Source organism: Pauljensenia sp. C0254C2 (assembly GCF_056583835.1).
In genome coordinates this window covers 98824-123866 of sequence record NZ_JBWPJO010000002.1, presented here as the reverse complement: position 1 = coordinate 123866, position 25043 = coordinate 98824, and the positions used below count along the sequence as shown (strand labels likewise).

At 61.3% G+C, this 25043-nt stretch carries 26 protein-coding genes; 10 read left to right on the top strand and 16 right to left on the bottom strand.

Annotation, left to right across the window (positions count from 1 at the left end):
• Positions 1 to 6 precede the first annotated feature (6 nt).
• On the top strand, positions 7 to 855 hold the full coding sequence (locus AC1DA5_RS02145) for a YwiC-like family protein (protein ID WP_157843525.1): 849 nt from the start codon (positions 7 to 9) through the stop codon (positions 853 to 855).
• Positions 856 to 893: 38 nt separating this feature from the next.
• Positions 894 to 1277: a phage holin family protein gene (locus AC1DA5_RS02140; protein WP_058237488.1), complete on the top strand. Its 384-nt coding sequence runs from the start codon at positions 894 to 896 to the stop codon at positions 1275 to 1277.
• Here AC1DA5_RS02140 and AC1DA5_RS02135 read toward each other — a convergent pair whose 3' ends face one another.
• Together AC1DA5_RS02135 and AC1DA5_RS02130 are read right to left on the bottom strand one after the other, a co-directional pair.
• A complete protein-coding gene (locus AC1DA5_RS02135) occupies positions 1278 to 2933 on the bottom strand; it encodes a hypothetical protein (RefSeq protein ID WP_070725505.1) in 1656 nt (551 codons plus the stop codon).
• A gap of 9 nt (positions 2934 to 2942) precedes the next feature.
• A complete protein-coding gene (locus tag AC1DA5_RS02130; RefSeq protein ID WP_058237490.1) occupies positions 2943 to 3170 on the bottom strand; it encodes a hypothetical protein in 228 nt (75 codons plus the stop codon).
• A 204-nt stretch (positions 3171 to 3374) separates the two neighbouring features.
• Here AC1DA5_RS02130 and AC1DA5_RS02125 point away from each other — a divergent pair, with 204 nt between their 5' ends.
• A complete protein-coding gene (locus AC1DA5_RS02125) occupies positions 3375 to 4214 on the top strand; it encodes an ABC transporter transmembrane domain-containing protein (protein ID WP_480289109.1) in 840 nt (279 codons plus the stop codon).
• A gap of 255 nt (positions 4215 to 4469) precedes the next feature.
• A complete protein-coding gene (locus AC1DA5_RS02120) occupies positions 4470 to 5246 on the top strand; it encodes a fructosamine kinase family protein (protein WP_070725501.1) in 777 nt (258 codons plus the stop codon).
• Here the strand turns inward: AC1DA5_RS02120 and putP are convergent.
• The 3 genes from putP to AC1DA5_RS02105 form a co-directional block, all read right to left on the bottom strand.
• On the bottom strand, positions 5243 to 6730 hold the full coding sequence (putP, locus tag AC1DA5_RS02115) for a sodium/proline symporter PutP (RefSeq protein WP_070725499.1): 1488 nt from the start codon (positions 6728 to 6730) through the stop codon (positions 5243 to 5245). The two genes, AC1DA5_RS02120 and putP, sit on opposite strands and share 4 nt — an antisense overlap.
• A 69-nt stretch (positions 6731 to 6799) precedes the next feature.
• Positions 6800 to 8209, bottom strand: coding sequence for a GntP family permease (locus tag AC1DA5_RS02110; protein WP_070725497.1), 1410 nt, complete (start codon positions 8207 to 8209; stop codon positions 6800 to 6802).
• A gap of 12 nt (positions 8210 to 8221) precedes the next feature.
• On the bottom strand, positions 8222 to 8743 hold the full coding sequence (locus AC1DA5_RS02105; RefSeq protein WP_058237495.1) for a gluconokinase: 522 nt from the start codon (positions 8741 to 8743) through the stop codon (positions 8222 to 8224).
• A gap of 128 nt (positions 8744 to 8871) precedes the next feature.
• Between AC1DA5_RS02105 and purB the strand changes: the two genes are divergently transcribed.
• Positions 8872 to 10326, top strand: a complete 1455-nt coding sequence (gene purB / locus AC1DA5_RS02100; RefSeq protein WP_070725496.1) for an adenylosuccinate lyase — start codon at positions 8872 to 8874, stop codon at positions 10324 to 10326.
• Between the two features lie 12 nt (positions 10327 to 10338).
• On the opposite strand, the gene AC1DA5_RS02095 is transcribed toward purB, so the two are convergent.
• A complete protein-coding gene (locus AC1DA5_RS02095) occupies positions 10339 to 10869 on the bottom strand; it encodes a hypothetical protein (RefSeq protein ID WP_058237497.1) in 531 nt (176 codons plus the stop codon).
• A complete protein-coding gene (locus AC1DA5_RS02090) occupies positions 10856 to 12274 on the bottom strand; it encodes an alpha/beta hydrolase family protein (protein ID WP_070725494.1) in 1419 nt (472 codons plus the stop codon). The genes AC1DA5_RS02095 and AC1DA5_RS02090 overlap by 14 nt, the downstream gene beginning before the upstream one ends.
• A gap of 79 nt (positions 12275 to 12353) precedes the next feature.
• Here AC1DA5_RS02090 and AC1DA5_RS02085 point away from each other — a divergent pair, with 79 nt between their 5' ends.
• The 4 genes from AC1DA5_RS02085 (at position 12354) to AC1DA5_RS02070 (ending at position 16055) form a co-directional block, all read left to right on the top strand.
• Complete coding sequence (locus tag AC1DA5_RS02085; protein WP_058237499.1) at positions 12354 to 13088, top strand: transaldolase family protein; 735 nt, start codon at positions 12354 to 12356, stop codon at positions 13086 to 13088.
• 125 nt (positions 13089 to 13213) lie between these two features.
• Positions 13214 to 13495: a metal-sensitive transcriptional regulator gene (locus AC1DA5_RS02080; protein WP_058237500.1), complete on the top strand. Its 282-nt coding sequence runs from the start codon at positions 13214 to 13216 to the stop codon at positions 13493 to 13495.
• Between the two features lie 11 nt (positions 13496 to 13506).
• Positions 13507 to 13746 carry a heavy-metal-associated domain-containing protein gene (locus AC1DA5_RS02075; RefSeq protein ID WP_070725493.1) on the top strand — a complete coding sequence of 80 codons (240 nt, stop codon included), beginning with the start codon at positions 13507 to 13509 and terminating at the stop codon, positions 13744 to 13746.
• Positions 13747 to 13754: 8 nt separating this feature from the next.
• On the top strand, positions 13755 to 16055 hold the full coding sequence (locus AC1DA5_RS02070; RefSeq protein WP_480289108.1) for a heavy metal translocating P-type ATPase: 2301 nt from the start codon (positions 13755 to 13757) through the stop codon (positions 16053 to 16055).
• Here the strand turns inward: AC1DA5_RS02070 and AC1DA5_RS02065 are convergent.
• From AC1DA5_RS02065 to AC1DA5_RS02030, 8 genes are all read right to left on the bottom strand, one after another.
• On the bottom strand, positions 15979 to 16788 hold the full coding sequence (locus tag AC1DA5_RS02065) for a glycosyltransferase family 2 protein (protein WP_257525587.1): 810 nt from the start codon (positions 16786 to 16788) through the stop codon (positions 15979 to 15981). The genes AC1DA5_RS02070 and AC1DA5_RS02065 overlap by 77 nt on opposite strands.
• A 39-nt stretch (positions 16789 to 16827) precedes the next feature.
• Positions 16828 to 17679 (bottom strand): DUF5926 family protein, encoded by an 852-nt coding sequence (locus tag AC1DA5_RS02060; RefSeq protein WP_058237504.1) that lies wholly within the window; start codon positions 17677 to 17679, stop codon positions 16828 to 16830.
• Positions 17680 to 17696: 17 nt separating this feature from the next.
• Positions 17697 to 18359: an HNH endonuclease family protein gene (locus AC1DA5_RS02055; RefSeq protein ID WP_058237505.1), complete on the bottom strand. Its 663-nt coding sequence runs from the start codon at positions 18357 to 18359 to the stop codon at positions 17697 to 17699.
• A 49-nt stretch (positions 18360 to 18408) separates the two neighbouring features.
• Positions 18409 to 19863 (bottom strand): amino acid permease, encoded by a 1455-nt coding sequence (locus AC1DA5_RS02050; protein WP_257525588.1) that lies wholly within the window; start codon positions 19861 to 19863, stop codon positions 18409 to 18411.
• A 34-nt stretch (positions 19864 to 19897) separates the two neighbouring features.
• Entirely contained in the window at positions 19898 to 20539 is a 642-nt protein-coding gene (locus AC1DA5_RS02045; protein WP_058237507.1) for an SOS response-associated peptidase, read from the bottom strand.
• Positions 20539 to 21294, bottom strand: coding sequence for a trimeric intracellular cation channel family protein (locus AC1DA5_RS02040; protein WP_070725480.1), 756 nt, complete (start codon positions 21292 to 21294; stop codon positions 20539 to 20541). Before AC1DA5_RS02040 ends, AC1DA5_RS02045 begins: the two co-directional genes overlap by 1 nt.
• A 19-nt stretch (positions 21295 to 21313) precedes the next feature.
• Entirely contained in the window at positions 21314 to 22354 is a 1041-nt protein-coding gene (locus tag AC1DA5_RS02035; protein ID WP_082628612.1) for a VIT1/CCC1 transporter family protein, read from the bottom strand.
• A 143-nt stretch (positions 22355 to 22497) separates the two neighbouring features.
• A complete protein-coding gene (locus AC1DA5_RS02030) occupies positions 22498 to 22782 on the bottom strand; it encodes a YtxH domain-containing protein (protein ID WP_058237509.1) in 285 nt (94 codons plus the stop codon).
• A 100-nt stretch (positions 22783 to 22882) separates the two neighbouring features.
• Here AC1DA5_RS02030 and AC1DA5_RS02025 point away from each other — a divergent pair, with 100 nt between their 5' ends.
• On the top strand, positions 22883 to 23653 hold the full coding sequence (locus AC1DA5_RS02025) for an alpha/beta hydrolase (RefSeq protein WP_058237510.1): 771 nt from the start codon (positions 22883 to 22885) through the stop codon (positions 23651 to 23653).
• Between the two features lie 9 nt (positions 23654 to 23662).
• Here AC1DA5_RS02025 and AC1DA5_RS02020 read toward each other — a convergent pair whose 3' ends face one another.
• Positions 23663 to 24922: a hypothetical protein gene (locus tag AC1DA5_RS02020; protein WP_141757251.1), complete on the bottom strand. Its 1260-nt coding sequence runs from the start codon at positions 24920 to 24922 to the stop codon at positions 23663 to 23665.
• Positions 24923 to 25043 lie beyond the last annotated feature (121 nt).

Genomic DNA, 25043 nt, shown 5'->3' with positions numbered 1-25043 from the left:
ATCGTCATGACGAGCCGCCCGACTGACCATCCGCGCATCCGACGCCCGCGTTCTTCTTCGCGCGTGCGCGCACTCATGCGCACCGGCTGGCTGCCTGACCAGCATGGCTCGTGGATGATGGCGCTGCTGCCTTTCCTGGTCGGTGCCACGCGCGGAGGCTGGCGCCCTCTTCACCTGCTGGTTCTGGCTGCGTGGATGGTGGCGTTCATGTTGTTTTCTGCGGGAAGCTGGTGGATCCGCTCCCCCAAGCGTCAGCGTTTCGCAGCGGCCACAGGCACGTGGGCCGTAAGCACCGTCCTCCTGGGCGGAGCGTCGGTCCTGTGCGCCCCGAAACTGCTGTCGTGGGCACCGATTTTCGCACCCCTCATCGCGATCGCGCTGGTGCAGAGTCTGCGGCGGCGCCAACGGTCCATACTCGCGCGACTGTCGCAGGTATTTGCTTCTGTGTTCATGTGTCCTGTTGCGGTGGATATCTCGACCGCTTTCCGGCGCACACACTGGTTCCCCTGGCAAGGCGGCGAGCTGTGGCCTCAGGCCTGGTGCGCATGGGCAGCGTTGGCCGGAGTGCTGGTCGGGTCCGTTCTGCATGTGCGCTGCCTGATCCGCGAGCGCGGAAACCCCACTTGGATTGTCGCCTCAGTGATCTGGCATGCTCTGACTGTCGTCGGGACTGCGTGGGCAGCTGAGGCCGGGCAGCTTCATTGGCTCGTACCCTGTGCCTTCGCGCTCGCATTCACGAGGGCGACTTTCATGCCGTGGAAGCATCAGCGCACCACGATCGCCGTGAAATACATCGGGCTGGCCGAACTGGTCGTCATGGTGGCTGTAGGAGCTTCCCTCATGGTGGCGCCTTAGCGGTGGCCTGGCGGCAGGCATCATGAGACGATGTACCTATGAGGTTTCTTGTACGTTCCCTTGCCAATCTGGTCGGAATCTGGGTGTCCACCCTGATCATCAGCTCCGTGAGTTTTGCTCCCGAAGCGTCGGTGTGGAAATCTCTGGGCACGATGATTCTGGTGGCTTTGATTTTCACGGCGGTGAACTCACTGGTTCGCCCGCTGGTCAAGGTTGTCACGTTCCCGCTGTATATCCTCACCTTCGGCTTGTTCGCACTGGTCACAAACGCGTTGATGTTCATGCTGACAGGGTGGCTCAGTGAGCAGGCGAATCTTGGTTTCACGGTTGGAGGCTTCTGGCCGGCAGTGGGTGCGGGTCTGATTACGGCTGTTATTTCCGCTCTTGTTGTCGCCGCGCTGCCACGCAGGTCAGAGTCGTAGCTATTCATCTGCAAAGATGCGGCGAGTGTTGAACAGCTGCGAGGTTGTCACAGTCTGATCGCTCAGGCGCAGTGACTGTTCGCGATGCCTGGACCATTCGCGCACTTCCGGGGGCGCCGCATACGCTGACGGATCATTCAAGGCGTCGAAGGCTTTGGTATACGGTTCCAGGCCGTGCGGCGTGATGTCCAGCCCCTCCCCGTCCAGCGGTCCGACCAGGTCGCCGTCAAAGGAAACAGTCACCGCATCGTTGACATCCATGTTTGGGGAGCCGTCAAGAGGCGGGACGATGTCGCGCGTATTCTCCATGAACAGGGTGTGGACGCCCTCGGGCATGACGTAATTTCCTGTCGGAGACCCGGCGGTCAGACTGGAGACGACGGTGTACTTGCGCGTCGTGTCCGGGTCGGCAATGAGCTGCGTATTTGTGATACCCGACTGGGAGTGTCCGACGAATTCGACGGGCTCGTCGGGTGCGATCCCCGCCATGTCCATCGCTTCAAGGGTTGCAGCACTCAGATCGTTATTATCATGGCCGACCGCCTGCAAGTTGCTGAGCATGTCCTGCGGGTTGGTCTGCCCGGGTGTCCACTTTTGCGTACCGCGCACGACGACTGACCATGATCGCTTTGTCGACCCGTCGGGCTGCGGCGTTTCATGTTTGAGGATCTCAAGCTGGCCGAACGTGTCGCTGCCGCTTTCAAGCTGACTGACGCGGCCCAACAGTTCACTACCACTGCGAGGCGTCGGTACGGTGCGGGGTAGGCGGGGAGTTGGCGCATACCTGTTGGATACGCTCACGCCGCTGGCTCGACTCGACGCATTCACCGCACTTCGCGCCGTCAACCACAGCGGCGGCATACCCGCCAATGCAGCCACACCTTTTTTCGGGATGCTCGGATCAACGACACGGATCTGCGAGGATCGCTGGGGGCGCCCCGATCCTCCCGCGTCACTGATTTGCGAGGTGGTGATTTGCAGGCCTGCCAGCGGTCCCGTCGCGCGCTGCCCGACCGTGAAGAAGAGCTGACTGGCAACGCGTGCGGCGTCAACGGTTTGAGTGCGCGGACTGCCCCACCATGCCTGCTGACCGGCATCGGGACGGAAACCGTACAGATCCCTTCTGGTGGACAGGGAATTCACTGTCGTCCCCAACGTCGCCATGTCGAATTCGACACGGTATCCCAAGGTAGGGTCGCTGCGCATCTTGCCGCTGAATTCATTCGCATACCCGTAGACTTGCCCCGCTGTCAGCCCTGTTGTCAGTGGCGAAAGCGGTGTCCACGACACTCGCCCGTCCATCAGCAGCATGCGTGCGGTGACAAAACGCTGGGCATCACCTTCTGCACTGAGATACTTCATTGCCGCTGCGGTCAGGCGGTTACTCAAAGATTCCAGACGCACAACGAGCGCACTCACAGCAGTCATCGCATCCTCCACCGCGCCGATGAGGCGGCCGGGATCGAACCCCAGCATGACGGCCGAGGACGCCATGAGCTGAATAACCATCAGACTCGCATAACAGTTCTGCGCCGTCTCTTTCGCCATCATCACGCCGAGTGCCGCTCCGATCAGCTCATCTGTGTCAACACTGGTGTGTGCGCTGGTGGTGACAACGGAGTCATAGAAACCTGGGTCTACGCTCTGCTCACTCACGCGTTCCTCCTATCCCCCAACCGGACACATCAATACGGAGTTGCGTGCCGCATCGCCCACAACCTGCTGCGCCCACATCGCATCCGTCACAACGGCGTTGAATTCCCGGCGCGCCAGGTCCGCAGTGGGTCCTTGCCAACTGGGGCATTCGATGGCGCTGAGGGTTGCGACAAGCCCATCCATGTCCTCGCTCACGCTCCACAAGCTCCTCAGTACCGCGTCGATTTCGCCGCTCATATGCTGCCTCCTTCACATCAATGACGGTGTCACGGTAGCCAGCCTCATCGCCTCGCGCGCATGCCGTGCGGCCGCCTGTGGATTGGCGAGGGGAGGCGCGCGAACCTGTGGAAAACCTCTCCGCTCCACCATTCGCACTTGACCGAGTGATTGAATACAGTGTGATCACCCCACGCGCATGACTTTTCTTCGGGAGATGACCGGATGTACGTCGATCCCACATCCAACACCAAGGCTTCGAACCTCAGGTGGATTGTGCCCTACTGCCGCCCCGACGTTCCGCGCGTCTTTGCCGCACTGGTGCTGTTCGTCGTCGACAAGATCCTGATCATGCTGGTCCCGATCCTTGCGGGAATGATCGTGGATCTCGTCATCGTTGACCGCCACCTCGATCAGCTCCTGCCCCTGTGCGGCGCGATGGTGGGTGCGACGCTTGTACGCACCTGCGCCCGCTACGGCTACCAGATGCTGATGGAACGCTTCGGACAGAACTCGATTTACCGCCTGGTGTCCGACCAGTACGAAAAACTGCATTCGCTGGATTTCACGTACTTCAACCACACGCGCACCGGCGACATCATGAACCGCCTGACCGCAGACACCGACGCAATCCGGCACTTCCTGTCGTGGGTGACCTACAACGTGGTCGACTGCGTGTGCCTGTTCATCGGCTCACTGGCCGTCATGTTCACGATCGAATGGCGCCTCGCGCTGGCCCTGCTAGCCATCACCCCGTTCCTGGCCTATTGTGCCCGCCAGCTGGCCAAACATGCACGCCCCCTCTTCCTGTCGATGCGTGAATCCCTGGCTCGTCTCAATTCGATGGTGAAGGAAAACATCGAAGGCAACCGCGTGGTCCAAGCCTTCGTGCGGGAACCTTACGAGATCCGCAAACTCGATGAGCACAACGCTGCCGTCGACCCACATGTGTGCCTGGTAGTCGACTGCTCCACAGTTGAGGATCACACGCTGCCCGGACCCGCGCACCGCGCTGATCTCAGCGTCCGTCAGCGCGCGGTAGTACCAGCAGATCGGGTGAAATGACGGGTCATTGATGCCGGAGGCTTCAGATTCGGGCGGGTACGGAACGGTGATTGTGCGATCGAAGATCTCAGCCGGATTGTCACGAGGGCGCTCTCAATGCTCGCTCAGGCCGCGATCCTCATCATCGTATGCGAAGAGCCACTGACCGGTGAGGTCGAGCCACTCCTGGCGGCATAGCTGTGGGTGCTGTTGCGCCACAGTGCGCTCCTCGAAAAACAGATGAACAGAGTCTCGTTCTGATTGTACGGTAAGGATATGGGTACTTTTCGCAAGAGTGATCAGCGACCAGGCAGGATCCTGTACGAGGTGGCCGGTCTCAAGTGGCTGGCTGACACGCCACCCCAGGCTGCGCCCGTTGTGCCGGTGAGCGATTACGGCACGACATGGCTGGAGGAACCCGAGCTGGAAACGACGCGGCCAACCAGGCAGGCTGCCGAGGATTTTGGTCGCGCACTGGCCCACACACATGCGGCCGGCGCACCGAATCTGGGTGCGCCGCCACCGGCCAAAGAGGACGCTCAGGGGTGGATGGGTCTGACGCCCCTGCCGCTCCTGTCCAAAGTCGAAGCACCCACGTCATGGGGCGAGTTTTACGCCGAATATAGAATCCGCCCGTACCTGAAAGCTCAAGCCTTCACCGCAGATGAGCGCGCCACACTCGAAGCTTTGTGCACCAGGCTTGAGAGCGGTTCCCTCGACCATGACCAACCGCGACTGGTCACAACGCCTGCGGCCCGCACGCACGGGGACCTGTGGTCGGGCAACGTGATGTGGACCCCGAACGGTGCGACGCTGATCGACCCGGCTGCCCAGGGCGGTCATGCGGAGGAAGACCTGGCGGCACTTGCCGTATTCGGCGCGCCCTTCGTGGAGCGGATCTGGGCGGCTTACGACGAGGAATCGCCCCTTGCTGACGGCTGGCGCGAACGCATTTCACTGCATCAGCTACATATGCTCGTCGTACACTGCGAGCTGTTCGGGCGCTCCTACGTGCCTGAAACCCTCGCGATCGCGCGGCACTGGGTGGGTTAAGCCGTCAATCCGTCCAGAGCGGCATCAAACTCGGCGTCGATCTCATCGTTGCGCCGATAGGTTGCCATCGACACTGCGACGCTGACCAGAAGGTTGAACACGAATCCGGGGACGATTTCGTACAGGTCGAAGATGCCGCCTGACAGGTTGCCCCACACGGCCACGGTCACGGCTCCGACGATGATGCCGGCGCATGCGCCTTGCCAGGTGAGTTTGCGCCAGTACAGGCACAGAATCACGATCGGTCCGAATGATGCACCGAAACCTGCCCACGCGAAGGCCACCAGGCCGAGGATCGTGTCCGAGGGACTCCACGCCAGCACCGCTGCCAGTACGGACACGGCGGCCACGGCCAGGCGTCCCAGTAGTACGCCGTTGGTTTCCGACAGGTCTCGTTTGGACAATGCTTTGTAGATATCCTCCACGATTGCCGAGGATGTGACCAGCAGCTGCGATGAAATCGTTGACATGATTGCCGCCAGAATGGCGGCCAGCATGAACCCGGCGATCAGGGGGTGGAACATCAGCTGTCCCAGCGTGATGAAGACGGATTCGGGATTCGGCAGCTGTGATTCGTCGTGCTGGTAGTAGGCGACGCCTGCCAGAGCAGTCATACCTGCGCCGATGACTGCCAGAGCCATCCAGCCGATGCCGATGCGACGCGCAGCCTTTGCTTGCGCGGCTGAGCGCAGCGCCATGAAACGCACGATGATGTGGGGTTGACCGAAGTAGCCCAACCCCCATGCCAGTGCGGAGATAATGCCTATCACGGCCGTCGCGCTCAGCGTCCCGCCCGATGGATGCAAAATGGTGGGATCCACGCGCTTGATGGTCTGCACCATCGGGCTGAAGCCGCCGACGTGAATAATCGCCACGGTCGGCACCAAAATGAGCGCACCCACCATCATGAGGCCCTGGACAACGTCCGTCCACGATACTGCAAGGAAGCCGCCCACCAGGGTGTAGAGCACGACGATCCCGGCCACCAGTGTCATGCCCAGGCGGTAATCCATACCGAAGGATGATTCAAAAAACGAGCCGCCGGCTACCATGCCTGATGACACGTAGAAGGTGAAGAACACCATGATGACCAGGCCGGCGACGATGCGGATCACATTGTGAGGGTCTTTGAGGCGTGAGGACACGAACGACGGCACAGTGATCGAGTTGGAGGAAACCTGACTGTATGACCTGAGCCGAGGAGCTGTGTACTTCCAGTTCAGCCATGCGCCGATCGTCAGGCCAACCGCGATCCAGCCGTTGATCAGACCTGTCGCGTAGATTGCGCCGGGCAAACCCATCAGCAGCCAGCCCGACATGTCGGATGCGCCGGCCGACAACGCTGCCACACCTGGGGACAGCGACCTGCCACCCAGCATGTAGTCGTCAAGATTGCTCGTCCGGTTGTAGGCCAGCAGGCCGAGCATAATCATGGCGACGAAATACACAATCATCGCGATAGCCTGATACGTCATTTCACTCATTATGGCCCCCTTCGGTCTCGAGGGAAAAGAACAGCATCAGGCTACGTGATGATGTGAGGTAGTCGTCTCCTAGAAGGCTCCCAGTGGGATGGCGATAACGATGACGCACAGCAACGCGACCACCGACAGGATCGTTTCCATCAGCGACCACGTTTTGAACGTCTCACCCACCGTCATGCCGAAGTATTCCTTGACCAGCCAGAACCCAGCGTCGTTGACGTGTGAGAGGAACACGGATCCGGCGCCGATGGCGAGCACCAGCAGTGCAGCGGCAACGGGTGAAATGTCGGCTGCCATAGGTGCCATGATGCCGCCAGCGGTGATCGTGGCAACTGTGGCCGAACCCGTGGCCAGACGCACGGCCACTGCCACCAGCCAGCCTGCGATCAGGATCGGCATTCCCATCTGCTCAATCCACTGGGCGATGATCTCGGCAATACCGGATTCGACCAGCGTTTCCTTGAAACCGCCGCCGGCACCGACAATGAGGAGGATGGATGCGACCGGGGCCAGCGAGGAGCCCACGATGTTGGTGACTTCCTGTGTGGTGCGGCCGCTCATGCGCCCCAGAACGACAATCGCATACAGCACGGTCAGCAGCAGCGCCACGATCGGTTCACCGACGAATGTCAGCAGTTTGAAGATGATGGAGTCCTCGTGCCCCATCATCACCATTTCGACCACGGTGCGCAGCAGCATCAAGATCACGGGCATCAAAACTACGGAGATTGCCACACCGAATGATGGGCGGTGCCCTTCGCGCTTTTCGGTTTCAGAGGCATCGCCCAGGACACTGGCGGCTTCGCGCGGCACCCACTTGACCATCACCTTCGCCGCCAGCGGGCCGGAAATGATGACTGTGGGCACAGCGACGAGGAGGCCCAGGCCGAGTGTGATGCCGATATTCGCATTCAGTGCGTCAATCGCGATGAGTGGCCCGGGGTGCGGAGGCACGAGTCCGTGCAGTGCCGACAAGCCAGCCAGTGCAGGAATCCCGACCGCTACGACCGGCAGTTTGGCGCGGCGCGCAACGAGCATGACCACTGGGATCAGCAGCACGATGCCGACTTCAAAGAACAGCGGGATACCGACGACGAAGGCGACCAGTGCCATAGCCCACGGCAAGCGGTGCGGAGCTGTCTTTTCAAGGACAGTGTCAACGATCTGGTCAGCGCCGCCTGAGTCGATCAGGAGCTTGCCGATGATGGCGCCGAATGCGATCAGGACGCCCACGCCACCGACGGTGGATCCGACGCCCTTGGTAAATGCGGTGAACGTGTCGGTCAGCGGGATGCCTGCAATCAATGCGAGGACAGCGGATCCGAGTGTCAGCGCGAGGAATGGGTGCATTTTGCGCCAGACGATCAGCACGATGATCGTGGCGATACCGGCCAGTGCCGCTACCAGCAGCTGCGCCACACTGTCCGTGTGTTGCACACCGTCCGCGGCTCCTGCCATGGGGATGAGAATCTGATTCATCGGTTTGGCCCCTTAATCAATCAGACCCTGCTCGCGCAGGGCATTCACTGTGGCATTGAAAGTCTCGTCGATATCTCCAAGGGCGGAGATCACTACGCCGTCCTCGTCACTTTCGAGGTCTTCGAGCGTGGCAAACTGTGAAGGCAGCATATTGGGCTTCATGAAGTGGTCACGGGTCGCCATGCGCTCTCGGATGACATCTTCCGGCACTGTCAGATGCACGAAAAAGACGCGTCCTTGCGATTCGCGCAGCAGGTCACGATAGCTGCGTTTCAACGCGGAGCAGGTGACGATCGTTGATTGGCCATTTCTGGCGTGATCGCTCATCCAGTCGCGTATCGAACGCAGCCACGGCCAACGGTCCTCATCGGTGAGCGGTGTGCCCGCACTCATCTTGTCGATATTCGCCTGGGGGTGGAAATCATCCGCCTCGGCTGCTGGCCATTTCAGGAAGTCGGCCATCTGCTGAGCTGCAGTGGTCTTTCCGCATCCGGCAACTCCCATGAACACCAGGTGCACTGCCTCGTTACTCATCTTCCTCCACCCCATTGTCTGTGAACAATCGTTCAGAACTAGCCTACTGATTCTACTGTTCTTGCAACGATTAAACGTGTGAATTGCGGGCAATACGTCGATTCGGTGCGATTGCGTAGAATAAGGCCATGAGCGATACGTGGTCAACTCTTTTCAATCCGGAATCCGGCTATACCGACCTTGCAGTGGACACACCCCTGTCCCCTCTGGATGGGCGCTACCGCGCAGCCGTCGCCCCTCTGGCAAACACGCTGTCTGAGGCAGCGTTGAACCGTGCGCGCGTCCATGTGGAAGTTGAATGGCTCATCTACCTGATGGACCACGAGGTTCTGCCCGGCGCTCCCACACTGACCGATGCGGAACGCGCCTATCTGCGCCGCCTGGCCGTCGATTTTGGGCCGGAAGACATTCATCGTCTCGCCCGCATCGAAGCTGAAACGCGCCACGATGTCAAAGCGGTCGAATACCTGATCAAAGAGCACTTGGATCAGGCGCCAGACGAGCTGGGAGATTCCACCTGTCTGCCGGACCTGCACGAAGTGGTCCACATTTTCTGCACCTCCGAAGACATCAACAACCTCGCGTACGCGCTGACTGTCGCCGCGGCTGTCACACACACGTGGCTACCGGCAGCCCGCCAGCTCATTGAGTCACTGCGTGCCATTGCGCGCGACGGTGCCGACGCGCCGATGCTGGCACACACCCACGGTCAGCCCGCCACTCCCGTGACAATGGGCAAGGAAATGGCGGTCTTCATTCACCGCCTGAACCGTCAGATCGACCGCATTGAGAAAGCCGAATACCTCGGGAAGATCAATGGTGCGACCGGCACGTGGGCGGCACACATGGTGGCCGTTCCCGGTGCCGACTGGCCGGCGCTCGCTCAGGGATTCGTCGAGTTCCTCGGCTTGACATGGAACCCGCTGACCACGCAGATCGAATCGCACGACTGGCAGGCCGAGCTGTACTCGGACGTCGCCCGTTTCAACCGCATCGCGCACAACCTGGCGACGGATTGCTGGTCGTACATTTCGATGGGCTACTTCCACCAGAACCTTGCTGCCCAGGGGTCTACCGGCTCGTCCACCATGCCCCACAAGGTCAACCCGATCCGCTTTGAAAACGCCGAAGCGAACCTGGAGATTTCGTGCGCGCTCTTCGACACGTTGGCGGCCACACTGGTGACATCGCGCATGCAGCGCGACCTGACGGATTCAACCACGCAGCGCAATATCGGTGTCGCTTTCGGACATTCGCTGCTGGCACTGGATAATCTGGTGCGCGGCCTGGCCGGACTGGACATCAACCGTGAGCGCATGGCTGCTGACCTGGATCAGAACTGGGCTGTGCTGGGTGAAGCCGTCCAGCAGGCGATGCGCGCTGCTTCCATTGCGGGCGCAACCGGCATGACCAACCCGTATGAGCGCCTCAAGGAGCTCACCCGCGGGCACACAGTCGGCGCCGACGAAATGCGCACATTCATCGCCGGCCTGGGATTGCCGAGTGAGGTCGAACAGCGCCTCCTGGACCTGACCCCCGCCACCTACATTGGCCAGTCCGAAAAGATGGCGGGCTGGGAGTAGTCCGTCCACGGTTTACGGCCGCCAGGCCGGGTCAGCGTCGGGTGCGCCGAAACGCGCGTACAGTGCCGAGGGTGTCGCGGTTTCCTCGCTGAATCCAACACTGGTGACGTCGCATCGCACTTCGCCTGCTGAATCCGTGACGCAGGCGCGCACCGCCACGGGAGCCAGCTCCGGGTTGTCCCATGCGCACCGCACCGCATCCTCGAGCTGTTGGCGCGCCTGATCTTCACTGTCGTCATCACACACGATGCGCATGTCAATCAGAGGTGAACGGCCGAACCCTTCGTGCACACGCACATCCAACGACAGGTGCGCTCCCATCATGTCCGGCATGCGCTCAGTCAGCCACTGCTGCACGCGGTGCCCGCGACCCGCCCGTTTCGGCGGTTTAAGAACATCCAGCGCGGCGCTGACCCCCCGCGCTCCGGCGGTGAGCACACTGATCAGCACAGGGTTGTCGATCTGTGGCAGACGGCCGCGTCGCCCTCGTCCATGCCCCTTATTGACGGGGGTGGGTGAGCCTTTTCCCTTACGCCTGCGCATGTGTCCTCCTCAACGCTGAAAAGTCGATCAATGGGTTGGGCTGCCACTGCCAGTCACTGCCCACCAGGTCAGATTCGGGTGCGTCGAGCACGACGTACTGGTCCCACGTCGGCTCTTCGACGGTTTCGAGTACGTCCTGCCACACCTCATGGAATGTGGTGTGCACGGATTCCCCCTCGCGCGGCAGGAATTCCTGCAGGCGGTCCACGCATTCCGAGGGGTATCCGTGTCGGACGACGCTGGCTCGCCGCTCCAGCAGACGCACCGTGTCGGTGTAGATCGTCGATGAATGCGCGTAGTACAGCGGCGACTGACGCGGCCGCACCAGGTTTCGGTGGATCGTCACCCGCTGGTCGGGGGTCAGTGCGGGTGTGCCGTCCAGGGCTGGAATCACGTCCTGGTCGTGAGCAATCGACACCATCGTCACATCGGGGCGAATTTTGATGCGCCGGCATGGTGATCCCATCGTCATCACGCCGCTCACGCGCATACCCGCCTCATCCGGGTCCATCGACGCCAGGGCTGCTGCCACCATGCCGCCCTGAGAGTGGCCGCAGATCAAGACGCGTTCGGCCGGCCAGTCATCCTGGTCCACACCGCTGCGTCGCATCGCTTCATGCACCGCCTTGACCGCTCCGATCCGCACGGCTGAAGGCAGGAAGAGGACTTCGCGGATATTCGATTCCGTGTCGGCAGGGTTCGGAGTCGATGTCGGGTCAAGGTGCATGGTGCCGGGGATGGCCACGATCCAGCGTCGCGCGTCGCCCTCGCCCACGCGCACCACCTTGACCATCTGCCCCATTGACCCGCAGTAGTACATGTCGTCGATGTCAGCGGCGATGTCACCCAGTGACGAGGGTGGCTGCGTTCTGCGCAGTTGCGGTGTGGGGTGGCCGGGCGGAACGGTCGGCGTACCGTCGTCACTATCGAGGATCACCGCGGTGTGAACCGCTCCGCCACGAAAATACCCGGTCGCTGTGCCAACAGTCAGTGCGATCACCATCAACGCTTCATATCCGCGTCGCGGAACCAATGGCAACATGGCGCGCGCACGCCCATCACAGTCGGTGTGCGTGGCGATCCGCGCCTTCAGATACAGTCGGCCAGCGTCGGCCACGCGGCGCGCAGCAGCGGCTCCTGCCCGCACCAAAAGCGTGTCCAGGCCCGGTTCATCGAAGAAGATCCGCTGGAAGCGTTCAAGTATTTCCGACCCCATGCGCTCGGAGGCGACCCTCAGCACTTTCTGTGCATCCTTCGGCACGAAGCGCGCATCGGAGAGCAAGTCGGCACCGGCTGCCAGAGCAATGGCCGGAATCATCGGCACAAGTTTCATGCGCACGTAGGTCGGCGGATAAGACTGCGGCACACGTTTGAGTGGATACCACCTGTCTTCGCTGCGACCCATATGTGTAGTCTGGCACGTCCCATTTATTGATGCCTGCCGAATCGTACAATGGGGTCAGGCTACGAATTCAAGGAGAATCATGCTCATTCTGATCGATCACGCCAATATTGACCTCATTCGTGAGACTCTCGATTACCTTCCCATCGACGGCGTGACTACGAACCCCACCATTCTGGCGAACGAGGGAGGCGACCCGCTGGAGGTTCTCCGTAAAATCCACTCGGTTTTGCCGGAAGGCTCGCAACTGCACGTGCAGGTCGTGTCCCATGATCGCGAATCCATGGTGGCCGAGGGGCGCGCGCTGCGTGCGGAGTTCGGCAAGCACCTGCATGTCAAGATTCCGGTCACCCATGAAGGTTTCGCCGCGATCAACATGCTGGCCTCGGAAGGTATCCCGGTCACGGCAACGGGCGTCCACTCCACCCTGCAGGGCTTCATGGCTGCTCAGGCCGGTGCGCGCTATGTTGCGCCGTATGTGAACAGGATGGATAACTTCGGTATCAACGGTGTGCGTGTAGCAACCGAAATCCATCAGATCCTGCGCACCCATCACCTGCATGCGGATGTGCTGGCCGCTTCCTTCAAGAACTCCGATCAGGTGTTGCGCCTGGTTGAGGCCGGTATCGGTGCGATCACTGCCGCTCCGTCCGTGCTGGCTGCGTTGGTGGCCAACCCGATCACGGATGTGGCGATCGCCGCTCAGGATGCTGATTTTGCCCGCCAGGTCGGCGGCGAGGAGACCTTCAGTGATCTGATTGCTCTGGCTCACCAGCGCGACCAGCAGTCGCTCAAGGTCGCGCAGCCTGAGCTGTAACCTTTTTCCTTCACGCGCGCCGTGACCGTCAGTGGTCGTGGCGCGCGTTTTACTATCGGCGCACCCCTTGACACTAATACCCCCTAGGGGTATTGTCGTGCTGGTAGACCTGAGAGGAGACCTCAATGCGCGGATACTCAGCATCAACCCAGCAGTACCTCACCCGGCTTCGCCGTATCGAAGGTCAGGTGCGCGGCGTCCAGCGCATGGTCGAGGAGCAGGACTACTGCATTGACGTACTCACGCAGATATCTGCCATTCAAAGCGCCCTTGATTCAGTCGCCCTCGGCCTCGTTCACGACCACCTGGGCCACTGTGTTCTCGACGCCGCCAAGCACTCTCACGAAGCTGGCGAAGAAAAAATCACCGAAGCGATCAACGCAATCGCACGGCTCGTCAAATCCTGAAAGGACTCATCATGGCACTCGATCGAACTGTTGAACTCTATGTCGACGGCATGACCTGTTCCCACTGCGTCGCATCCGTCACCGAAGAACTCAAAGAGGTCGAAGGCGTATCCAACGTGGAGGTCATTCTCAAGGCCAACAAGACCTCACTGATCACCGTTCACACGCAGACCGGCGTAGACGACGACGCCCTCAAAGACGCCATCAGCGAGGCCGGATACACACTGACTGAAATCAAGCGAGACTTCTAAGGAGCTATATGCACAGCGCGCTGGATCGCGCACAAGACCTCAGGCGCCGCCTCATCGTCACCGCGCCGCCCACACTGGTCGTTGCCACCGTTTCGATGTTCCACAGCCTGCATTTTCCGGGCTGGCAATGGATGGTGGCCATCCTGTCACTACCTGTCGTCACATGGGGCGCGTGGCCTTTCCACCGCTCAGCCATTCAGGGTCTGCGCCACGGCACCACAACAATGGACACACTGGTCTCCCTGGGCGTGACCGCTTCAACTGCGTGGAGCCTGTGGGCACTGCTGTGGGGCGGCGAATCCGCGATGCTCTATTTCGAGGGCGCCTGCGTGATCGTCCTGTTCCTGCTGATCGGGCGCTATGCGGAGGCGCGCACCAAGCATCGGGCCGGCGACGCGCTGCGCTCACTGCTCTCAATGGGCACCACCACAGCGCACCGCATTCTGCCTGACGGTACGCGCGAAGACGTCGACAGCACCGACCTGCAGGTCGGAGACATTTTCGAGGTTCGCCCCGGCGAATCCATCGCAACCGATGGACGCATCATCTCAGGCGAATCCGCCATTGACACGTCGATGCTGACCGGTGAATCCGTTCCGCGAGATGTTGCTCCCGGTGACGATGTAGCAGGTGCCACGATCAACACGTGGGGCGCTCTGGAAGTGGAAGCCCGCCGAGTTGGATCCGACACCGCGTTGGCCAAAATCGGTCGCATGGTCAGCGAAGCTCAGGCCACGAAGGCACCGATCCAGCGCCTGGCCGACACGATCAGTTCGGTTTTCGTGCCGGTCGTGCTTGCGATTTCCGCGGCAACACTGATCGGCTGGCTCATCTTTTCTGGCGACGTTCAGGCCGCGGCCACCGCCGCCGTTGCCGTGCTCGTGGTGGCCTGCCCGTGTGCGCTGGGACTGGCCACACCCACCGCCCTGCTGGTCGGCTCAGGGCGCGCCTCCCAGCTGGGCATCGTGATCCGCTCAGCTGAAATCCTCGAAGAAACCCGCAAGATCGACACGATTGTGCTGGACAAGACCGGCACGGTCACAACCGGCAACCTGGCCGTCGAACACGTCGAGTCAAGCGATCCCGACGTCACGCTCGCCCTCGCAGCCGGTATCGAGGCACGCTCTGAACACCCGATGGCGCGCTCAATTGTGCGCGCCACACAGTCCCGCTCACTCACGCCCGTTGCGACTCGCCGCTTCGTCAACCATTCCGGCATGGGTGTCTCAGCTCTGATCGACGGCGGTTTGGCTCTGGTGGGCAGGCCCGAGTGGTTCACGGGGCTGGGTATCAGTATTCCCGAGGACATCGTGCGCACTGCCCGATCGCGTTGCGCAACGCCCATCGTGGTGGCCAGCGTTCCAGGGTGGGATGAGTCGCCCTCGACAATCCACGCCGACGAAAGCGACGCTGAGAGCCCGGTCCGTGTTGACATGGCGGTGGGCGGAATGACGTGCGCGTCGTGTGTGAATCGTGTGGAACGCAAGCTGGGCAAACTTGATGGAGTCGAGGCGCACGTCAACCTGGCGACCGAAAGCGCATCGATTCTGCTCACCCGCGACCACGGTGACGATGAGTTGGTGCACGTTGTGGAAGCTGCCGGGTACCAGGCGCGTGTGCGCTCGCGCACCAGTGAGACTGCCGAGCCGTCTGCACCGAGTATGGGCCGCCAGCTGGACGCACCACTGACCGGGGCGCAGGTGCATGGTGTGATCGTATTGCGCGACCAGGTGAAGGACTCGTCAGCTGAGGCAATCGGCCTGTTCCGCAACTTGGATATTGAGCCGATCCTGCTGACCGGCGACAATCAGGGTGCTGCTGACGTGGTAGCCGACCAGGTCGGCATTTCCCACGTGATCGCTGATGTGTTGCCGGATGACAAGCGCGATGTCGTGAAGCGCCTGCAGGATGAGGGACGCGTTGTGGCGATGGTGGGTGATGGCGTCAACGACGCTGCGGCGCTCGCTCAGGCGGGACATCGCGGGCTGGGTATGGCGATGGGATCCGGAACGGATGTGGCGATCCAGGTTGCTGACATCACGTTGGTGTCCTCGGATCTGCGCGCAGCCGCCACCGCAATCGACCTGTCACGGCGGACACTGCGCGTCATCCGGCAGAACCTGGTGTGGGCGTTCGGCTATAACGTGGCTGCCATTCCGCTGGCTGTCGCAGGACTGCTCAACCCGATGATCGCAGCCGGCGCGATGGCGTTGTCATCGGTGTGCGTGGTGACTAATTCTCTTCGTCTGCGTCGGATTCGCGCCCTGGGGTCTCGTCAGCCCGATGCGGATACGGGTCACCCAGCTTAAACGCGCGGCTCTCGGAGCGCCTCAAAGGCGAACGCGTCAGCACGCGTGGCCCGCGTTCGGTCAGCGCCACCAGCGTATCGATCAGCTGCTGTGGTTTGTTGAGTTCACCGAGGGTGCGATCTCCACCCAAGTGGACGAATGCGCACGGCAGCTCCACCATGGTGAACCCTTGCATCAGCAGGTCGATCGTCATCGCGGGTTCCAGCCCGTACCCGTTGGCGAAAGGCATGATGGCTGTCAGCGCTTCGCGCGTGATGCAGCGATTTTCGGACATGGGCGATTCAGGTGCCCACCCTGTTGCGCGCCGGATGGCTCGACGCGCTATCCGTGCGGCGGGCAGGCGGCGACTGGATTTCTCACTGGCGCAGGCACAGTCCGCCATCCCGGTCATCACTGCTTCGACCAGCACGGCGGCTTCGACGGCTGATTCGCCCAGGTCGGATGAGAGGAAGAGCAGGAGGCGTGGTGGCCAGTCGGCGCGGTCACGCATCGCTGCGACTTTCACGCCTGTCTCCATCGCGGATGCGCGTCCACGCGGCACTGAGTGTCGAACAACGACGGCACCTGCCATTCGCGCGTGCGCGCCTGTTTCGTCAGTGGAGCCGTCATCGACGACTATGAGCAAATCGACTGCGGGAATGGCGCGGCAGGATCGGACTGTGGAGGCAATGTCATGAGCATCGTCGTGCGCCCAGATGATCGCGGCAACGCGTTGGGGTCCCGAATCGTTCACGCCCACAACTTTACTCCGACTTTGCCTCTTCTTGTACCTCTACCGGATGGTGACTTGTCGAGAAACAAGCCCCTGTTTGGCTCGACGCTCGTCATGTGTCAGAGCTTCGGTCGCATTGAGCGCGTCCTCAAGCTTGCTGATGAAGTTCTGCGCAGGCTTGGACACGTCATCAGAGCTGACTCCTTCTGCCAGTTCGAACACGGGGATGGCCAGCCCGCAGGCGCGGAAGGCTCCGACAAAGCGGGAACCCTCCCCCACGTGGGCATCTCCGGCCACCTGCATACGTGCCAGCGCGGTAAAGAGCTTGTTTTCGTCCTCATCGGTCACGTAGCGCACGAAGTTGCGGTTCATTTCGCACCAATACATGCCGGGCGCTCCCGGGACTTCCTGCGTGGGGATCAGTTCGTTGCGTGTCTGCTCCATCGTGGAGCGGATGTCCTCGGACATTTCTTCGGTCGGGTCGAACCAGAATGAGAAATCGTCGCACAGTTCCATCGGTTCGGCGCTTTCCAGCAGTTCCTGCAACCTGGGTGCGGGGTCACGCACGTCAAAGGCAACGATACCTTCGTCTTTCGCGTCGAGGGCGGCTTGCAACGCGCCACCCACATCGTGAGACAGGTCGCCGGAATGGAATCGCGTTTGCATGCCCACCATGATTCGGCCGTCACCGCGCACCATGGCACCCTGCCCGTCTGGCAGCAGTGAGACTATGTCGAATTCGACGCCGTCCGTCGTGCGGGCACTCATGCGCGCACACGGAATGATTTCCCTCATGGCGACCAGGTCGCTTTCGCATGGAAGCCCGTCAAAGGGTCGTTCCACGAAGCGGATCGGCGGACGGTACGTGCTGCGTCCGGGTTGTACTTTTTTACGACGGCTTGCTTTACCCATACGCACAACAATACTGGCTAACAGTGTGCGAGCGCATGTGCCATTGCATCGTGTTCCGCTCTGGTCACCGTGAGTTTCCACTTGGCTTTCACCGCGATCTGCCGCGTCACGTATTCGCAGCGGAAACTGCGGTCAGGTGGCAGCCACTGATCAGCTGAAGCAGCCATCTTGTCCTGGTTGGCCTGTCCGTCAACTGCCAGGAGATTGTCCGGGTCGTTGGCGAAGGCCTGCCTGCGGGCTGTGTCCCATTGCCAGGCTCCCGATCTCCATGCGTCGGCAAGCGCCACGACGTGATCGATCTGCACCAGTGTCGACGTGTCCTGACCTCGCTGAAATTCGATGACCTTGCCCGTGTAGGGTTCTGCCAGTGTTCCGCTGAGCACCACACAGTCGCGAGTATTCGGCTTGAACGTTGGCCGCGCGAGGTCACGGGCCAGAATGTCGTTACGAGTGTCGCACCCGTTATGGTCCTCATCGGCCCACTTCTGACCAAACTGGTCCCGGTTGTAGTCAGGGGCGCCCTCGTCACTGCGTACGATCAGTGTGCGAAGCTGGTCACCGGCGGGACCGGCGGGAGCTTCGACTCGTGGGGCGGGTATGAACAGCCACAACACCCACGCCAGCAGCACAATGACTGCCAGCGCGATGATGAAATCGCCGATGCTGAATCGCCCACGCACCTACTCATTATGAGCATCACGTCGGCACCTGCCCGACTTATCCACAGGGCTAGCGCCGCGCCAGTTTTTCGCGGATCCAGTAGATCCCCATGATGATCAGCATCAAGCCGAGCATCGAGATCAGCTGCGGGCGCGCAGAGGGGCTCAGAGCCATGAGCACACCCATCACGGCCAGGCCAGCCAGAGCCAGATACCCCGTCCACGGCCAGCCGGGCATGCGGATCGGCAGGTCATGATTTTCACGCAGGATTGGGCGCAGACGAATCTGCGAAATGATGATGAAGACCCACGCAATGAGCAGCACCATGCCGATCGCGTTGATCAGGATCCCCAGAATCGCCTCCGGCAGCCACCAGTTCAGACCGACCGACACCAGGGCGAGGATGACTGACAGGCTGACGGCTCGGCGCGGGGTTCGCCCTCGTGCAATATCACCGACTGCAGTCTCTTCCGCCATGACGGCCTCAAGATCACGCTTTGAATCGCCGGTGACCACATGGGCGAGTGCGTCCGGCGAATCCGATGCAGTTGCCGACCCGCCCAGCAGCCACGGTGAGCCCATGCCGCGAGCGCACAGCGAGTAGGCCATACGCGACGACGAGTAGACGTTGGCTGAAAAAGCGCTGACGAGGGCCACGAACACGATGATTTCCATGATGCGGCCGACAGCTGGGATACCCGCCATGTTCAGCACCGTTGCGAACGGGTTGAGCACCATGTCAGGCGAGTTCCACGGCAGCAGGCAGATCAGCAGTATCACCGAGCCGACGTAGAACACCAGGATGCGCCACAGTACTGAGCGAATCGCCTTGCTCATGGCGCGCTGCGGGTCTTCCGCTTCGGCGGCCGCAATCGTCACAATCTCAATGCCGCCGAACGATGTGATGATGGCGAGCAGGCCGGTTGCGATGCCCGCCATGCCCAACGGTGCGAACCCACCGTTGCCAAGGACGGTTTCCATCACCGGGGCGGTCTTGCCGGGAATGAAGCCGATCAGCAAACCGACGCCGATCAGCAGGAACATAATGATGGCTGCGACTTTGATTCCGGCCAGCCACGCTTCGACCTCACCGAAGTCACCGGCTGCCATCAGGTTGACTCCGCCGAGCACCACCACAATGACGAGGGCGACGATCCACTGCGGGACCGCAGGGAACCACTGCACGAAGATCTGTGCGGCACCTGTGATTTCCATGCCGAGCACCATGATCAGCATGAACCAGTACATCCATCCGACCGTGAACCCGGCCCACCGTCCGATGCCGGCTTCGGCATATGTGGAGAACGATCCGGTCGACGGCAGCGCGGCTGACAGTTCCGCCAGCGAGTACATCACAGTGATCGCGATGAGCGCTGCAATCAGGTACGACACAAGAACGGCCGGTCCGGCCGATGCAATGGCCTGCCCGGTCCCCAGAAAGAACCCAGCACCGATCGCTGAGCCAAGAGCAATCATTGACAGGTGGCGCGTTTTGAACCGGCGCGGTTTTCTGGTTTCAGTCATAGTCATGATTCTCACACTTTCCGTTCGTGCGCTGTCATGCGCGCTCAAGTGGTGAGATCAGCGACGGGTCGTTATTCTTCACCGACCCGACTTCCCGGCCCACGCGGCGCGGCAACAGGTGTGGCTCGGGAACAGCGTCAATCAGTGAGCGCACCTCATCCGGACGGTCCAGGTGCGGGTCGAGCCATGCTCCCCACAATTCCCTGGGCACGATCAGCGGCGTGCGGTCATGAATAGTGCCGAGGGCGTCCGGCGCGCTGCGTGTCAGGATCGCACATGTCCAGCTGTCGCAGATGCCTGCAAAGGCCATGAGGGGGTCGCCCTCGTCGGCGGACAAAAACCAGGGCTGCTTGCCTTGCCACTCGTAGTATCCGTTCGCGGGAACGAGGCAGCGGTGGTGCCGGACGGGGCCGCGGAAGGACGGCTTTTCCGTGACTGTTTCGGCGCGCGCGTTGATCATGGGGCGAAAACCGGGTTTGGCCCAACTTGGCACAAGCCCCCATGTCGCATCGGTCATCACGCGGACAAGGCGGTCGGCGTAGTGTTCCATGATGACGCGGATTGGCTGAGTGGGCGCAATGTTGTAGGACGCGATGGTACGCCCCAGCAGCTGGTCGAGTTCGAAGAGATCCTGCATATCGTCGTCGTTACCGAACAGAACGAACCGTCCGCACATTATTGCTCCTTATCCAGTTCTTCACGGATCTGGTTGAGCGCGTCGGTCGCTGCCTGAGCTGCAGCTTCAGCGGTCACAGCGGCGGTTTCCACGCGGTTGCGGCCCCACAGGTGTGCAAGCGACCATTCCGAGTTGCGCGGCAGCTGCCAGGAGCGCTGGAAAGCAAGGAATGTGAATGCTGACCCGACTATGATTGCGGTCGCCATTCCGATGGTGTCGAGGTGCCAGTTCCAGAAGGCCACCATGATCGCGGAGGACACCAGTGCAGGCGTGGCGTACAGGTTGTTTCCTCCGAACACCATCGGCGTGTTTCCCGCTGCGATGTCCCGGATCATGCCGCCGCCGATTGCGGTGGTCATCCCGAGGATCAGTGCCGGCATGATGCCAAATCCTGCTTCGAGTGTTTTCGCGGCTCCGGTTGCTGCCCAGCAGCCCAGTACTGTTCCGTCAGCAAAGGCGAGGGCGATCTGCCAGCGCCGTGAATCAAATGTGAACATGTAAGCGATGATGGCTCCGACCAGCGCCGCTGCCAGGTAGAACGGATCGGTGAGTGCTGCCGGCGGGCCAACCTGCAGCATGACGTCACGCAGAATACCGCCGGCCAGCGCAGACATCACGGCGAGGACGCCGAATCCGACGATGTCGAACCTTTTCATGCGTGCCAGGCGGCCACCCAGAACGCCGTTGAGCACCACGCCGATCAGGTCGATGGCGCGAAAAATGTCGGGAAGCGCATCGTTGAGCGAATGGAGCACAGAAGTCACATCGTCGATTTTAAAGTGCTGTTGTACCGAACAACCAGCCCAGAGCGTATGTCACGGCGGCTGCTCCAAATCCGATTGCCAACTGTCTGAATGCGCGAGGCATGGGGTCCTGACCAGAAAGCACACCCACCATTCCGCCGGTCAGCAGCAGCGAAATTCCCACCAGCACGGCGGCAATAACGACGGCGAGCAGGCCATCGGCCGCGAAAATATACGGAATGAGCGGGATGAACGCGCCAGCGGCAAAGAAGATGAAAGAGCTGATTGCCGCGCGCCACGGGGTCCCCACTTCTTCACCGGCACCGCCAGAGTCGTTGCCACTGAGCGCTGTGCGCACGGCGATCGGTCCGGATTGGCCTGATGGATGGGCGGCGACTTGCTGGAAGACCCGGCGCGCGTGTTCGGCTGCATCTTCAGGCGTTTCGCCGCGAGCGCGGAACACCAGCGCCAGTTCGTTCGCATCCACGTCGAGGGCGGGCACTGACTGGTGGGCCTGCGAGTCGGGCCGGGATGCGTCGAGCAGTTCACGCTGACTGGACACGCTGACCCATTCCCCTGCTGCCATTGACAGGGCACCGGCGAGCAGGCCGGAGATGCCGGTGACGAGGACAATCCTGGAGCTCACGCCGGTTGCCGCAATGCCCAGGATCAACGCCAGATTGGACACGAGGCCGTCGTTGGCACCGAACACTGCCGCGCGGAACGTGCCGGCCAGAGACTGGCGCGATCGTGCGGTCAGGCCTCGGATCACTTCGCCGTGTATGTGTTCGTCGGCTGCCATCTGCGCGGTCGCGTCGTCGTCCCGGTCGTACGCCGTGCGTTGTTCGGATCGTTGAGCCATCGCGAGAACGAAGATTGTTCCGAACATGCGTGCGAGGAATGCGCGTGCCCGGGCGCGAAACGAAGGCCTGGGTTCAGGGTAGGCATGAGGGCCAAGCAGGTCGAGCCAGTGTTTTTCGTGACGTTCTTCCGCGTCTGCCAGTGCGTTCAGCACCTGGCTGTCGCCGTCTTTTCGTCGAGCGGCGAGATGGCGGTAGGTCGCCTGTTCCATGCGTTCTTCAGCTAGGTACCTGCGCCACCGGCGTATCTGTTCGCGGGTCGGAGTGTGTTCAGACGTCACGGTGACTACAGTGGCACTCCCACCGGCGCGTTGTCCACGAGCGTCGTCGAAAGAGGACGTTCGGGCGTCCGGAATTATTCTTCTTCCACCTCAACGTCGACATATTCGTAGGTGCTGGTCGGTGTGCCGAAAAGGCGTTCCTTCACAGCATCGGCAACTTTGTCGGTCACACGTTCGCCGCCGGTGCGCACCGCTTCGGATACCCGCTGGCCGGCATTGTCGAGGGGACGCGACACGAAAGGCTGTTCACGAAGCTTGTGCGCTGCGGCTTTGATCTTCTCGTAGCGTTCACGTCCGGCTCGTGTTCCGAGGACGTACCCCACTCCCAGTCCGAGGGCGAGTCCAATTTTCATTCCCATTGACGATCTCCTCTCGCGTCGACACCCAGTGTATTTTCCTTAGGGCGAATTGTCTCACGCTTTTGCCACAGAACTGACAAAAATAGCTAGGTTGGAAGGTATGAGTGAGGTCTTGATTGAAACACCCCGCGGGCTCAGCCTGTCGGGTTCGTTCGTCAACCCTGTGGACAGCACTGACTGTGCCGTGCTGTTTTCTCACTCGTTCCTGTCCGATCGTCACTCCGGCGGGCACTTCGATCGCCTCGCCGGGCACTACCGCACGGCGGGGTATGCGACGCTGGCATTTGACTATTCGGGACATGGGTTGTCTGACGATGACATCATCACTCTTGACTCTCACGCGGAGGATCTGCGTGCCGCATCAGGCTGGCTGGCTGACCAGGGTTTCCATCGCCAGCTGATCCACGCGCACTCCTACGGCGCCACCGTCGCCATGAACGCTGCTCCACCTGCAGCGACAACTATGGTGCTGTCCGGGGCGGTACTGGGTCCCGTGTCGTATGACTGGCAGGCTATTTTTTCTTCCGAGCAGCTTGATGAACTGGAGCGTCACGGCGTTACAACCATCCCTGACGATTCACCCGGCCCTCGCCAGAACTTCACGATTTCCAGGCAGACTCTGGTGGATCTGTCGCTGGTCGACACGAAAGCGACAGTGGATCACCTGACCATGCCGGTTCTGATCATTCACGATGCCGACGATGAGGAGATCGGCCTGGTGGAAATGACTGAGGAAGTCATGCCGGAGCTGCCGCTGGGAAGTTCCGTCCAGGTCATTCACGGCTCGCATTTCGGCGCAGGTGAAGATGCTCAAACGCTTGTGGATCTGTCGCTTGAGTGGTCACGCACGCACGTTCCGATTCGTCGATAGTCGGCAGGCCTATTCGCGCTGAGGTCGGCGGTGTCCGCGGTATCGACTCTTGCCGTGGGTGACGCTGTAGCGGTACCCCAGCGGAGATGTCCACTCGTATATTCCCGGTCGGTGCTGAGTCAGGTGCCAGCGTGAATGCGTCTTGGCGCGGTGCACGGTACGTGAGAGCGGACCGAGATTGCCGAGGTGGGTCTGGCCCTGTGGTCCGTGCGGATCATACGGAACGGTATGGTCAAGGTCGCATGCCGAGGAGCGCATCGTGGAGTACGGGAAGACTTCGACGGGCTCGCGAATATGCATCGCATGGCGCATCAAGGGCGGTGGGTCATGTCGGTCGACCGCACGGTTGCTGTTGAGGTCAAGGACGGGACGCACTGTGACGTGGCAGTGAGCCAGCAGGTCGGAAAGAGCCTGCGCCGGGATCGTGCCGCACCTGTCACCGTGTACCAGTCGCGGCGACGCAGCGTTGATATGCAGGTGAAGCGTGGCAGGCGGGCGGGTGCGATCAAGCGCCTTACCAGTGGCGCCTTCCAGGCGCGCAAGCGCATAGGCGGGCGTCGCCAGAATTCCCAGGGCGCGGGACTTGCGCTCGTCCAGAGATTCGTCGGGGTGTTCGCTCACGAGCGTGCGCGCCAAAGCGTTGACCGTTCCTTCCAGAAGCTGCGCGTCGGTCACGCTCAAGGTGGCATCGAGATACACCAGATCCGTCGAGCTCTCACGGTCGAAGGCGACTCGGCGGTGCGACTTCTTCAAGTCGAAGCATCGTTCGATGCGTTCGGTGTCAACCTCGGCAATCAGCTCGTTGATGTGCCGGATGGTGCGCTCTTTGCTCCACGTGCCGATGTCACCGATTCGGCGATCAACTTCCTTGCACACGTCCAGCGACAAACTGGTGGTGCGCATCGTGATAGCGCGCGCTTTCCACACGGGCACGTCCAGATCCAGTATGCGCTGCCACAGGCGCGGCATGCGGAAACGCAGGTCAAGCAGGTCTGAAATAAGGTTCAGCGCCACGTGCGGGGAGCACCCCAGAGCAGCTGCCACCTCCAGGTGAGCGAACTCGGCAATCAGGGGTGTACCCGCGCCACTGCGAATGACACGCTCTTCATCTGCAGGAGCTGCGCGGCTGACAGCCAGGACAGCGTCGACGACAAGGCGGGCACGATCAGCTTCGGCCTGTTTCCAGCGCGTATCCGCCTCACGCAGGGCATCGATGCGAGCTATGGCATCGTCCTGCGCGAGCTGCAGAACACTTACTTCGTCGAACATGTGTTCTATTGTGGCAGCACCCACTGGCATCTGCGTTCCACACACAGCCAACAACCATCCTGATTTAAGTGATGTACGTCACATTGTCGACCGGCGTCACGACCCCACCACTACCCGTTAC

Bases quoted from the DNA above. Each gene is read 5' to 3' on its own strand.
- AC1DA5_RS02025 (WP_058237510.1), top strand. From the start codon at position 22,883: ATGAGTGAGGTCTTGATTGAAACACCCCGCGGGCTCAGCCTGTCGGGT.
- AC1DA5_RS02140 (WP_058237488.1), top strand. From the start codon at position 894: ATGAGGTTTCTTGTACGTTCCCTTGCCAATCTGGTCGGAATCTGGGTG.
- AC1DA5_RS02050 (WP_257525588.1), bottom strand. From the start codon at position 19,863: ATGACTGAAACCAGAAAACCGCGCCGGTTCAAAACGCGCCACCTGTCA.
- putP (WP_070725499.1), bottom strand. From the start codon at position 6,730: ATGAGTGAAATGACGTATCAGGCTATCGCGATGATTGTGTATTTCGTC.
- AC1DA5_RS02020 (WP_141757251.1), bottom strand. From the start codon at position 24,922: ATGTTCGACGAAGTAAGTGTTCTGCAGCTCGCGCAGGACGATGCCATA.
- AC1DA5_RS02085 (WP_058237499.1), top strand. From the start codon at position 12,354: ATGCTCATTCTGATCGATCACGCCAATATTGACCTCATTCGTGAGACT.
- AC1DA5_RS02130 (WP_058237490.1), bottom strand. From the start codon at position 3,170: ATGAGCGGCGAAATCGACGCGGTACTGAGGAGCTTGTGGAGCGTGAGC.
- AC1DA5_RS02145 (WP_157843525.1), top strand. From the start codon at position 7: ATGACGAGCCGCCCGACTGACCATCCGCGCATCCGACGCCCGCGTTCT.
- AC1DA5_RS02045 (WP_058237507.1), bottom strand. From the start codon at position 20,539: ATGTGCGGACGGTTCGTTCTGTTCGGTAACGACGACGATATGCAGGAT.
- AC1DA5_RS02080 (WP_058237500.1), top strand. From the start codon at position 13,214: ATGCGCGGATACTCAGCATCAACCCAGCAGTACCTCACCCGGCTTCGC.
- AC1DA5_RS02125 (WP_480289109.1), top strand. From the start codon at position 3,375: ATGTACGTCGATCCCACATCCAACACCAAGGCTTCGAACCTCAGGTGG.
- AC1DA5_RS02035 (WP_082628612.1), bottom strand. From the start codon at position 22,354: ATGGAACAGGCGACCTACCGCCATCTCGCCGCTCGACGAAAAGACGGC.
- AC1DA5_RS02075 (WP_070725493.1), top strand. From the start codon at position 13,507: ATGGCACTCGATCGAACTGTTGAACTCTATGTCGACGGCATGACCTGT.
- AC1DA5_RS02090 (WP_070725494.1), bottom strand. From the start codon at position 12,274: ATGGGTCGCAGCGAAGACAGGTGGTATCCACTCAAACGTGTGCCGCAG.
- purB (WP_070725496.1), top strand. From the start codon at position 8,872: ATGAGCGATACGTGGTCAACTCTTTTCAATCCGGAATCCGGCTATACC.
- AC1DA5_RS02060 (WP_058237504.1), bottom strand. From the start codon at position 17,679: ATGGGTAAAGCAAGCCGTCGTAAAAAAGTACAACCCGGACGCAGCACG.
- AC1DA5_RS02030 (WP_058237509.1), bottom strand. From the start codon at position 22,782: ATGGGAATGAAAATTGGACTCGCCCTCGGACTGGGAGTGGGGTACGTC.
- AC1DA5_RS02095 (WP_058237497.1), bottom strand. From the start codon at position 10,869: ATGCGCAGGCGTAAGGGAAAAGGCTCACCCACCCCCGTCAATAAGGGG.
- AC1DA5_RS02120 (WP_070725501.1), top strand. From the start codon at position 4,470: ATGGGTACTTTTCGCAAGAGTGATCAGCGACCAGGCAGGATCCTGTAC.
- AC1DA5_RS02105 (WP_058237495.1), bottom strand. From the start codon at position 8,743: ATGAGTAACGAGGCAGTGCACCTGGTGTTCATGGGAGTTGCCGGATGC.
- AC1DA5_RS02070 (WP_480289108.1), top strand. From the start codon at position 13,755: ATGCACAGCGCGCTGGATCGCGCACAAGACCTCAGGCGCCGCCTCATC.
- AC1DA5_RS02110 (WP_070725497.1), bottom strand. From the start codon at position 8,209: ATGAATCAGATTCTCATCCCCATGGCAGGAGCCGCGGACGGTGTGCAA.